General features: G+C 54.3%; 7 protein-coding genes and 2 pseudogenes. 2 read left to right on the top strand and 7 right to left on the bottom strand.

Annotated features, from left to right (window positions below):
• Nucleotides 1-209 precede the first annotated feature (209 nt).
• The gene (locus ABJ99_RS16805) at nt 210-842 is read left to right on the top strand and encodes a TetR/AcrR family transcriptional regulator (RefSeq protein WP_054086768.1); all 633 of its coding nucleotides are present in this window, start codon (nt 210-212) and stop codon (nt 840-842) included.
• Nucleotides 843-899: 57 nt separating this feature from the next.
• Here the strand turns inward: ABJ99_RS16805 and ABJ99_RS16800 are convergent, their stop codons facing one another.
• From ABJ99_RS16800 to ABJ99_RS16790, 3 genes and pseudogenes are all read right to left on the bottom strand, one after another.
• A complete protein-coding gene (locus ABJ99_RS16800) occupies nt 900-3,590 on the bottom strand; it encodes a beta-glucosidase (RefSeq protein WP_054086767.1) in 2,691 nt (896 codons plus the stop codon).
• Between the two features lie 58 nt (nt 3,591-3,648).
• The gene (locus ABJ99_RS16795; RefSeq protein ID WP_054079527.1) at nt 3,649-3,897 is read right to left on the bottom strand and encodes a hypothetical protein; all 249 of its coding nucleotides are present in this window, start codon (nt 3,895-3,897) and stop codon (nt 3,649-3,651) included.
• Between the two features lie 292 nt (nt 3,898-4,189).
• Nucleotides 4,190-4,420 (bottom strand): annotated as a pseudogene (locus ABJ99_RS16790) (MFS transporter); the annotation flags it as partial.
• 27 nt (nt 4,421-4,447) lie between these two features.
• Between ABJ99_RS16790 and ABJ99_RS28345 the strand changes: the two are divergent.
• Nucleotides 4,448-4,602: pseudogene (locus tag ABJ99_RS28345) on the top strand (IS91 family transposase); the annotation flags it as partial.
• Nucleotides 4,603-5,093: 491 nt separating this feature from the next.
• On the opposite strand, the gene ABJ99_RS28340 reads toward ABJ99_RS28345, so the two are convergent.
• The 4 genes from ABJ99_RS28340 to ABJ99_RS16775 all read right to left on the bottom strand — a co-directional run bounded on the left by ABJ99_RS28340 (nt 5,094) and on the right by ABJ99_RS16775 (nt 10,697).
• Nucleotides 5,094-5,705 (bottom strand): AvrPphF family type III effector, encoded by a 612-nt coding sequence (locus ABJ99_RS28340; protein WP_230081043.1) that lies wholly within the window; start codon nt 5,703-5,705, stop codon nt 5,094-5,096.
• A 12-nt stretch (nt 5,706-5,717) separates the two neighbouring features.
• A complete protein-coding gene (locus ABJ99_RS16785) occupies nt 5,718-6,113 on the bottom strand; it encodes a CesT family type III secretion system chaperone (protein ID WP_054086765.1) in 396 nt (131 codons plus the stop codon).
• Between the two features lie 221 nt (nt 6,114-6,334).
• On the bottom strand, nt 6,335-8,503 hold the full coding sequence (locus tag ABJ99_RS16780) for a TonB-dependent siderophore receptor (RefSeq protein WP_054086764.1): 2,169 nt from the start codon (nt 8,501-8,503) through the stop codon (nt 6,335-6,337).
• A 340-nt stretch (nt 8,504-8,843) separates the two neighbouring features.
• Entirely contained in the window at nt 8,844-10,697 is a 1,854-nt protein-coding gene (locus ABJ99_RS16775) for a phospholipase D-like domain-containing protein (RefSeq protein WP_230081042.1), read from the bottom strand.
• Nucleotides 10,698-11,098 lie beyond the last annotated feature (401 nt).

Below are 11,098 nucleotides of genomic sequence, written 5' to 3'. Positions count from 1 at the left end.
TGCCAACTCGGAGCATTGGTACGATAAGCGTTCTTTCGGCCATCTCTCTTCGCGCGCCGACTTTTCGTACAGAGCCGGGTACTGCTACGTGCTACGATTTCATATTTGCGAAGACGCGAAATGGCCTTTCTGTCTGCCTGAGATCCAGAGTCTGAAGGCGGTTAACGGGGAGAAGGAGTGATGACCCTGATGCGAACAGTACGACCCCTATGTCTGTGAAGTCCGATGCACCTCTGCCAGCCAAGCGTCGAATCCCCAAAGGCGATCTGCGCAAGATCGAGATCATCAACGCTGCCATGATCATTTTTGCCCGCGATGGATACGCGGGTGCTTCGTTGACGAACATCGCCAAAGTTGCAGGTATCTCACAGGTAGGCTTGTTGCATCACTTTCCAAACAAATTGGCCCTGTTGCAGGCGGTTCTCGAGCATCGAGACCAGTATGTCGCGTCCCGATTACAGGAGGCGGATCAAGACGGCTCATTGCAAGGTTTTGTTTCGTTCCTGAAGTTGGTCATGAGTTTCAGCATCGAGGATGCCGCAGTCAGCCAGGCGCTGATGATCATCAACACTGAAAGCCTGTCGGTCACTCACCCGGCGCACCGCTGGTTCAGCGAGCGTTTCGGGATTGTTCACGGTCATCTTCAGGCTCATCTGAATTCGCTGGTGCAAGCAGGTGCCATCCGGGCGGACATCGATGTAAAGCAGATCAGTCTCGAGATCGCTTCGATGATGGACGGGATGCAGATTCAGTGGCTCAGGTCGCCGGGCGAAGTGCCGATCGAAGGGGCGTTTGCGAGGTTTCTGGAGCGGCTGGAGCGGGATCTGACAAGCATCGATTGAAGGCCATGCAATCGGTGGTCTTGCGACCACCGATCACTGCTGTCAAGCGGTTACAGCTTAATAAGCCTGTTCTGGCTTGACCTGCACTGCGTTGCGCAGCGGTATCGGCAGGGGGTTGGAATCGCGAGTGGTCAACTGCTCGGGGTAAAGTGCTACCACCGTGCGGTCGAGGGTCAGACTTTCCGAGTCCTTGCCCACCAGCACTTTGAACTTGCCGGGGTCAACGTTCCAGCTCACCGAATCAGGCGAGTAGTAAGCGAACGAGCGCGAGTCCAGCGCAATCGTGACTGTCTTGCTTTCGCCCGGCTTCAGGTAAACCTTGGAAAAGCCTTTCAGCTCTTTCTCTGGTCGATCAACCTGAGGCTTTGACGGCTGCACATACAGTTGCGCCACTTCAAAACCGGCTTTGTCGCCCGTATTGGTGACCGTAAAACTGGCCTGGATGGTCGCGCCCGGTGCCAGTACGTTGCTCGACAGCTTCAGATCGCTGTACGCGTACGTGGTGTAGGAAAGCCCGAAGCCGAATGGGTAAAGCGGCTTGGTGTGCTTTTTGTCGTAGCCGCGGTAGCCCAGGTACAGGCCTTCGCTGTAGGTCATTTCAGTCGGCGGGTTAGGGCTACTGAAGTAGTACGGCACCGGGTTCGAAAACGACGCATAGCTCGGGTTGTCCTGGGCCTTTTTATCCAGCGTGATAGGCAGCTTGCCCGACGGGTTGACCTTGCCATACAGAATTTCGGCCAGCGCCTGACCGCCTTGCTGGCCCGGAAACCAGGCGTGCAGAGAGGCGGCAACCTTGTCGGCCCATGGCTGCATGTCCATACCGCCACCGCCGTGCATGACAACGATGGTTTTCGGGTTGGCTTTCTGAATGAAGCTGATCAGCTCGGACTGGAATTGCGGCAGTTCGAACGGGTGATCGAGCGACTCGCCTTCGTATTCGAAGTTGCTGACTGCTGCTACCACGACAGCGTCGTAATCCGCCAGATTCTTCGGCGGACGCAACGATGCCCAGCTCATCTGCACGCCGTTCATGCCGCCCAGTACCGGGGTGAAGTTACCCTTCATCCGGCGATATTCCAGACGCACGTTGTACTCGGTGCCGGCCTTGAGATTCGGCGTCTTGACGGTGCGCGGCACGACCGGAATCAGGTCGAACGAGACTTGCGCGCCGTCATCTTCAAGCACCAGCTCATCATTGATCCAGAGTTTGTAAGGCCCGTCGGCGCGCACCTTGAACACATGGGCGCCGGAGATCGTCGGTTTGATCTTGCCGGTAAAACGGGCAGAGAACGCACCTGGCGCAGGGCTATAACCGCTGACCGTACTGGCACCGTTATCGGTCATGTTGGTACTGGTGATCCAGTCCAGATTGACGCCCGGTTCGATACGGGTTGCCACCGGATCGCCCGACAACGAGGTATTGGCATAATACTCGGCTTTCACACCGGTATTGCTGATCGCCTGTTTGTCGGTACCGGGCTGATACCACACGGACGACTTCGGATTCAGGCTCATCTGTGGCAGGTAGTCGACATTCGACGCACTTGACGCCAATTGCTTGAGCCCGCTCACTTCAGTGACGTAGCTGGCCGGTGCGGAGTACGCGGTGCCGAACGGCGCGGTGGGCGGCTGCACGGCCATGTCACCGATGACGGCAATCTTTGCGTTTCTTGGCAACGGCAGCAGCGGCTTTTGACCGTCGACGGGTTCGTTGCGCAGCAGCACGATGGCTTCCCGGGCAACGTTCAGTGCGGCCAATTGGCCGTATTCACGATGTTCGAGTGGTTGCGCCTTGTTGATGCCTTTGTCAAAGCCGTAGCTGACCAGTGCCCGCAGGTTTCTGCGCACTTTGTCGTCGATCACGTTCTGATGCAACTGACCGTTCCAGACATAAGGCAGCAGCTTGGCTTCGGTAAACTGGAGCCCGCTCGGCATGTCGATATCGGTGCCTGCCCATGCGCCTTTGAAGGCGTCCTGAACCGAGTTGAAATCGCTCATGACGTTGCCCTGAAAGCCCCATTGGCCTTTCAGGATGTCAGTGATGAGGTGATGGTTTTCACATGCGTATTCCCCGTTGATCTTGTTGTAGCCGCACATGATCGACGCGATGTTGGCGTTCTTGACCAGCGATTCGAAGCCAGGCAGATAAAGCTCCTGCATCGCACGCTCGTCGATCTTCACATCCAGATAGTGACGATTCGCTTCCTGCTCGTTCATCAGGTAGTGCTTGGCCGCCGCCTGCACGCCCTGAACCTGAATGCCGTTGGTTACCGCAGGCGCCAAGACCGCGCCGAGGAACGGATCTTCACCACTCATGTACTCGGCTGACCGCCCGTTGAACGGCGTACGGTACAGATTGATGGCGGGCGAAAGCATTTGCTGGCCGCCCGCGATGCGGGTTTCGTAACCAATGGCCAGACCGAATTCCTTGGCGCGGTTGATGCTCCAGGTTGCCGCAAGGGCAGACGGGGAGGGGTATTGCGCGCCGAACGTTTTGCCGCCGACCAGTACGCCCATCGCCGAGTCGTAGGCGACCGTGCCTTGCAGGTTGAATTTATCCAGCTTGGGGATCATTCGCCCATCGTCGACGCGCGAGAAGTTGATCTTCTCCGACTGCGTCATGTTATCGAGCATGGCGCCTACACGCGCCTCGACTTCATTGCCGGTCATCGGCGTCACGGCAAGCACGGTGCTCGCCTGGGCCACACTGAGCGCGAGTACGCTCAAGCTTAAGCCTTGTTTGATCATGGACACGGAGCTATTCCTTACGTAAGGCCTTGGGAAGTTGGGTACATCAACGACCGGCTCAGCGTTTTTCATTGCCGGCGGGGGCGTCTGCTGTCTCGATCGGGGCATCAACAATGGTCTGGGCGCCGCCGGGTGTTTTTTGAGCGGCGCTATCAGCCCCGGTGATGCGTTCGCGCTGGGTATCGACCTGCACGCGGCGCTCGCTCGACGTCTCGGGCAGAGGGTTATCCTTGTCAGCGGCGGACACGGAAAAGGCGCTGAGGCAAGTCAGCAAGGTGGCGACAACAGGCAGCAAGCGTCTGGCCATCGGGACAATCTCCGAATAGAAGTGTGAGGCAAGTGGGTAGGTCCGCCAGCAGCTCAGGACAGTTGGCGGGTAGTTTCAAATGCAGGTGATAAGCAAAAACTACAGAGGAATAAAAATACACGAATGTGATTTTAAATAGCTGAAAAATGCTTTTTAATGATCTTGATTTTTTTAGGAAATTAGATTTAATTCAATATTTTTGTGTTTTATTGGCAATAAATCACCCTCTTTATTGGTTTCAAAGAAATTATTCTTCTTTTATCAAAACAGAGCGTTCGCTCTGTTTTCGCGGTTAATTGTCCTTTACAGACGAGCGCGCACCGCGGATGAGCGCAAGCATGGCCAGTCCTTGAATACCGGCGGCCAGCGTCAATGTCAGCAGTTCACTGTGTGGCCCGTCAGACAACCCGCGCACTCCGCCAAAGAATGCTGGAGCAAATGCGTAGCAGGCTTGCGCAATGGCGACGATCAACGTTACCACGCGGGCCACCTGCTGAGGGGGGAACTCGACCTGCGCAATCAGCCCGAGCGACATCGCAGCGGCCAGGTTGCGCAGATGAGCAAAGCGTTCTTGCATCGGGATCCGTTCAGCTGCGTGCTGTGCGGAGCACGGATGGTTTATACCGGGGCGTTGGTGGTCTGACAGTGCAGAGCTTGGTCAACAGTGCCCAAAACATCGCGCAATTGAGGTCCGTGCGAGACTGATGCGGGAGAGGTGCACCTGACATTCACGAAACACGTCAAAATATCGTAATGGATACGTTTTAGACGCCTATGTGGTGTGAAAAACGCGCTTCCCCAACCTCAGCGCCACGTTGGTATCACGCCGAGGGGCCTTTTCGGCGGACTACGCTGTATGGGCATCATTGAAATTCCTATACATCAAGCAGACGACTGTCGATCGGATAGGCCATCCCTTTTCCTGCACCGTGGTGTCCACGATCACCTGCGACCTCCAACGCAGCTATCCATCAGACCGAGAATAGTTGTTAAGGTGAACGTCGGTATGGCCGCTTGAAAGCGCTGTTGCGTAGTAATCTTCGAATGATCGATATACTGGCACGATTCCGCCGCCGTAGTCGTGTGCGGCGTACCACATCGACGGATTCCCGTAGCCCAGTGATTCTATGACAGGTCGAGCCTCCTTAAAATAGTTGACCATGTCTTCGATCGTTCCATACTCTGCTCTTTCGGCGTTATGAGCCGCGCGCCGCTGACCTATTCGTCCCTGCTGGAAGCTGGAGCAGATCTCCGCAATTTCCTTGCGCACGGCTCAGGTTGGAAAGTTCAACCAATAATATATTGAGAGATTGATAGTGGCTTCCTTGAACGTTGCTTGCTGTTGTCTCTGTCAAGGCAATAGACCGAGTAGCCGGTATTGTTGCGGCATGCCCAAAGGAATGGCCGATCTCACTGTCTGGCACGATCCTTATCGTGACACCCCCTTCGCCCGCAACGGTGTTCATTCTTTTTCTGAACGTGCTTGATGCCTTGTAGATTTCTTCTGCCATTGTCAGCAGATGGTCGATGCGCGGATCTTTGTCAGGATTTCTTACTTGCGAAATAACATTACGCCAGCGGGTATCCGTTGTCCTGTGAAGCGGCGTTTTCGAGTTCAGGCCTAGGCTTCGCAGCGGGTCAGAGCGATCAAGAAAATCATCTCGTGCCTCGGCGGAAAGTTGATACGCCGAGGTCAGGGTTTGGCCGCCTACACTGTGCGCCGGTGTGAACGAACCCGATACATGTCGAGGACTGACTGTCGGACTGTATACATAATGGGAGCCGGAAGTGCCACAAACATTACCCATAGACAACACCTCTCAATTAAACCCGAACGATTTTTTAATGTCAGCTGCTGTGCCTAGCAAGTTCTCAAATACCTCTCGCATCTGGACGTTATCAACCTCCAACAAAGGGGTGCGCGCATGTAACTCGCCAATTTTTTCACTGTTCAAACCCAGTGTAAAAAAAGGCTTTCTAAAACTGAAACTGTTAAGATAAAGCATGCTCATCAACGCATCGGCATTAGTTTCGTGGAGCTGACCGATTTCGGCCACGAAATACACCCAGCGAAATGTGTCTTGGTAAATTTTGACTGAGACGCCGGTCTTAAATTCAAAACAATAAATTTCGTGCTCATGTTTCTTCTCAGGAAAACCAGGCATGCCATAGTCTTTTGCGAGCCCATCGATTAAGCGATCAAATGAATTTTTCATGAAGTCCCCTTAGATAGTGAGCCCGATGAGTGGTACGACACCCTATCTAAGTTCCAACCGTTTCATGTATAGGCATTATTGAAATTCTTGTACATGAACCCGCTGAGCGTTGCAGCAATGAACAACTGCCATGGCTGGGCGAGATGGCGAAGGTGTTTGGGGTGTAGGCGAGACACCGTTCACGTCGCTACCGAGCCTGCCCGGCAGCGACGTGTTTCCAATCAGAAACTGTACTTCGCCGTCAACGCATAGCTGCGCGGGTTGCCGTAGGTATCAGTCGAACCCCAGACGCTGCTGCTGCCAATCGCGGTGTAGTAAACGCGGTCGAAGATGTTGTTGGCGTTCAGTTGCAGGTCCAGGTGCTTGCTGACCTGATAACCGGCCATCAGATCGGCGACCGCGTAGCTGCCCTGTTCCAGACGATAGCTGCTTTCGGTAAGGGCGATGTCGTTGTACATGCGGCTCTGCCAGTAAACGTTGCCGCCGACACGCATTTTTTCCAGAGCGCCCTGCGGGCGAAAGACCGTCGAGAGCTTGAACAGATGCTCGGGAGTGTCGGTGTTAAAGCGCTGATTTTCTTTCGTCGGATCGAAGTCCTCGAGGTAGTGGGTGCGGGCGTAGGTATAGCCTGCGCCGACCTGCCAGTTCTCGGTCAGTGCGCCTTGCAGTTCCAGTTCTATACCCTGGCTGCGCACCAGTCCGGCGGCGTCGTAACACGTCAGCACCGCACAGCCCTGTTGGGTAGACGCCTGCGTCGCGAGGTTTTTCTGGTCGATCTGAAATACCGCCAGGCTGGCGTTGAGCGCGCCGTTGAAGTACTCGCCCTTGATACCGACTTCATAATTCTCGCCCACCACCGGGTCGAGCACTTTGCCGGACAGGTCCTGATAGTTCTGCGGGTTGAAGATGTCGGTGTAACTGGCGTACACGGAATGCTGTTCATCCAGTTTGTAGATCAGGCCTGCGTAGCGTGTCAGGTTGCGGGTGACCTTGAAGTCTTCGTCGCCCGAGCGGTCGTCGTAGTCGTACCAGTCCAGACGGCCACCAAGAATCAGCGTCAGCGGATCGGCGAGGCTCAGGCGGGTGGTGAGGTACACCGCATCCTGCGTGGCGATGTTATGGATTTTGCCATCGCGAACAAAGTCCGGCTTCGGCGCACCGATGGGCAGGCCGGTATCGTAAGGGCTGTATTCCTTGCTGGTCTTGTCATAGACGCGCCTGCTGGTGCCGACCACCACTTCATGGGTGCGGCCAAAGGCTTCGACCGGGCCGCTGGCATAGACATCGAACGCGGTCTGCTTTTCATCCGGCTTTGACTGATAGGCCGTGGTCTCCAGCGGGCCGTTGTAGCGAGAGAGATAGGTGCCCGAAAACAGGCCGTCCAGCGCGGAACCGGAGCCTGCGACGCGCAGTTTCCAGTCGTTGTCGAAGCGATGCTCCAGCTCACCGAACACCGTGTCGATCTGGATTTTCTTGTTTTCCCAGTCGGAACCGGGATAGGTCGAGCGCGACAGGTTCAAGTGGCGGCCATCCGTGCCCAGCGGCAGACCGCCCCAGAACAGGTTGGTCTGGTCTTCCTGACGCGACAGGCCAAAGGTCGCCGTGGTCGCATCCGTCAGGTCCGCTTCGAGCACGCCGTAGAACACGCCATGGTCGCTTTTTTCCTTGTCGCGGAAGCTGTTCGCGTCCTGATAAGAACCCACGATCCGTCCGCGCACCGTGCGGCTGTCGTTCAACGGGCCGGAAGCATCAAAGACGCCGCGGTAATCGTCCCAGCTTCCAACGGTGCCGGTAAGGCTGACCTGCGGAGTGGCGGTAGGGCGTTTGCGCACCATGTTGATCGCTGCCGAAGGATTGCCCGCGCCGGTGATCAGACCGGTCGCGCCACGAATCACTTCCACGTGATCGAACATGGCCAGGTTCGGCTGCACGCCCGCAGTGTAGCCCGAGTACGAGGCGGGCAGGCCGTCGTACATGATGTTGTCGATATCGAAGCCGCGTGACGTGTAGGTTTGACGGCCGGGCCCGCTGGATTGATCGAGAAACAGACCGGGCGTGTACCTGACCACGTCATTGATGCTGGTCATGGCCTGATCGTCCATACGCTGCCGAGTGACGACGGTCACCGACTGCGGGGTTTCACGAATGCTCAGCGGCAATTTTGTCGCTGTCTGCATGGGCCCCGTGGTGTAGGACTCGCTGCCCTCGGTGGTTGAGCCCAACTGATCGCTGCTGATTTGCGTAGCGCCCAGCTCCATCGCCGTGACTGGCTCGGCTTCGGCGTCTTGTACTTGCGCAGCGTAGGCCGTTTGAGAGGTTGCGAGCCAGATGCCCATTGTCAGCAGGGCTGGGGTGAAAAGAAAACGGCTTTGCGATTGTTGCCCCGGCATGAACCCGACACTCCCTGAAGCCGTCCGTGGCTGGATGATAATAATGTTGATAACTGTTCGCATTAGTGTGACAGGTTGTTTCAGCCAGAAAAAGACACTTCGGCCAAATAGCTGACAAAATTTTCACATTTGAGTGTTTGGATAAGCGTTGAAAGCCAACACGCGAGTGCTGCAGCGGTTTGAAAGGGAAATGCGGTATCTGTTGAGCACACGCGCCGATACGAGTGAAAGGCGTCTTACAGAAGGACGCGGGTCAAGCGAAGCACGGCTTGTCGCGCAAGCCGCGCACGCTATTTACCGGGTGTTGACATCAGCCAAGGCTAGACGCAATTACGGATTTTTATTTTTTCCACATACTTTCTATGGTTTGCCGAATTTTTTCCGGATTTTGCGTACCGAAATTGATGGGTGGATTATCGCTCGCGAAATATTGACTGAACCCTGCATGCAGGAAGGAACCGTCTTTGTCATCGATAACCTGCATATTTTCGAAGCTTCGTCGAACGGACTGAGAGTCAAGGTTATAAGTCCCGGTCATTACTTCCGCATTGCCGTCAGCTTTGAGTACACCGAACAGTTTGCCATGATCCTTGAAGCCCTTGTCTTCAAATCGACTTGGCCAGCCGCGTTGTTCTCCGATATCTACGAGATGTGACTCTCTGTTAAAAATGCGTACATCGATATTTGCCAACGCGTTCTGCTTCTCGGCTTCACTTCCTTTAAGGTTCTTGAGGATCTGTTCGCGGAGGTAATTGATCTGATTAAAACCATCCGCAAGACTTGTGAGAATTTGCAGCTTCGCACCTTTCTGCGCGGCGTTGGCCAATAACTTACAAACGCCTTCATCAAACCGTCGACTGCTGCCGTTACGAATGCAGACTTTTTCGCCGGGTGCGACGTTTGTCAGCATCGTTTTGAGTGCCTTGCCAATAGGGCGTTCAAACCCGCCGCTGGTGTCATTCGAGCCTTTGTTTTTAATCCAGGCGATACTTTTTTTCTTTGAGTGACCCAAGTCAAAGCCTTGAGCCTTGAAGATATCTTTGAAGAACTGCTCCTGCTCGGTGCCGTTTGTTTTATCTACGGCACTTAATTTTTTACCAGCGTTTTCGACAACGAGTGGCATTAAGGCGCTGTAAATATCTCGCGATTTTACCGCTGCTCGCTGTACGACGCGACCATCGAGGCTGTCCAGTTTTGCACAGTGGTTCTCTCTCTTGTTAAAGAGGTTTCCCTTGATCGCTGTCTCAGACTGATTGTCAAGAAAGTTAGTAAGCTGCTCAGAAGCCAGAGAGTTGCTTAGCGTCACGCAACCTGAGTCCATCCAGTTAGGTTTCGCAATATTGCCAAGTGATGCCCCCATGGTCACACAAAGCCCATTATCATTGACAATGAATTTGTCATGGTGCGATCCGGCAAATCCTTTGGGCTCTCCTGCCAGAAAAAAAAGGTTCGCTTGAATGTTTTCCAGCTTAGGGCCTTCGATTTCGCCACGTTCCACTGCCGCATTGAAAAGTGTAACTGCCTTGGCCCAGTCGTTTTCCTTGATGCTGATATTGGTACGCTTATCTTCGGTGTAGTAATTCTGAATAGCATCGCTTTTCTGGTAGAAAAACACACCGGTAAAGTCTTTGTCGTGCTGCTTGCTGGCAAAACCTTGTAGTACGGAAGCTATGGTCGGCGACAGGGCATCGCTTTTTGGAGCTCCTAGCGGCTTGATTCCGTAGCTGGTTACCACGCATACCTTGTCAGCCGATGCAAATGCACTGCGTACCACTTGACATTGTTCGGCTTCAGTCAAAATGTCATGGTCGGAAATTCGCGCGATGGGGTCAAATGAGCAGTCGCTACTATCAAGTCCCATGACCATTTTATAGGTCAGTGGCTTACGTGTAGCAAGATCAATCATCGCTGTCAGCGCTTCAGTGTCTTGCAGGCAGGCATGTACCCGCTGTTGTTGCGTCTCTTCGAAACGGGGTTGTCTATAAGCTCCCGAAGCAGCGACAGCAAGTTTAGCGACGTCTTCTTCGACGTTATACTGCTGGCTCACCTGGGCAATAAAATTTTGTATCGCCTGTTTTTTTTGCTGATTTTCTGAAACAGTTGATAGCTTGTTTTTTAACCAGGAAAAGCTATTTTTTTCTGCGGTGTCCGCGTTGGTTTTTGAGTGGCTCGCCGTTTTCGAGATATCAACCACTGCCGAATAGTTTGCGGGGACGCGAGGCGGTGCTATTCGTTCTGTCGATGACGATGACGATAGAGGCACGGGGTCTGAGCACTGCGCTCTGAAAAGCTTGCTGAGCGTTGATTTTATTGAGGGCGCTGAAGGTTGCGCGGTGGGCACGGCGGTGGCGTGGTTTGATGGAGCCGATCGGACGTCCATATTAGAACCCTCTTCTGAGATGGTTGAAGTGCGTTGATTCAATTTTTGCCGCTGGAACAGGTTGAGATCGAAGTGCCGACCTCAGTTCTCGTGTGAGCGCTACGAAGTTGTCCAGTGTTGGGGGTGTCAGAAATTTTGTGTTTGGGCATAACATGAGTAAGAGGTGCATGTATGCCAACCAAAAAGAAACCCGAGCTGCGGAAGCTCCCTGCAAT

It is taken from the genome of Pseudomonas syringae pv. cilantro (assembly GCF_001293775.1).
GTDB classification, from domain to species: domain Bacteria; phylum Pseudomonadota; class Gammaproteobacteria; order Pseudomonadales; family Pseudomonadaceae; genus Aquipseudomonas; species Aquipseudomonas syringae_P.
Note: the sequence above shows the minus strand (reverse complement) of the source record. Positions and strands in the feature narration are given on the sequence as shown.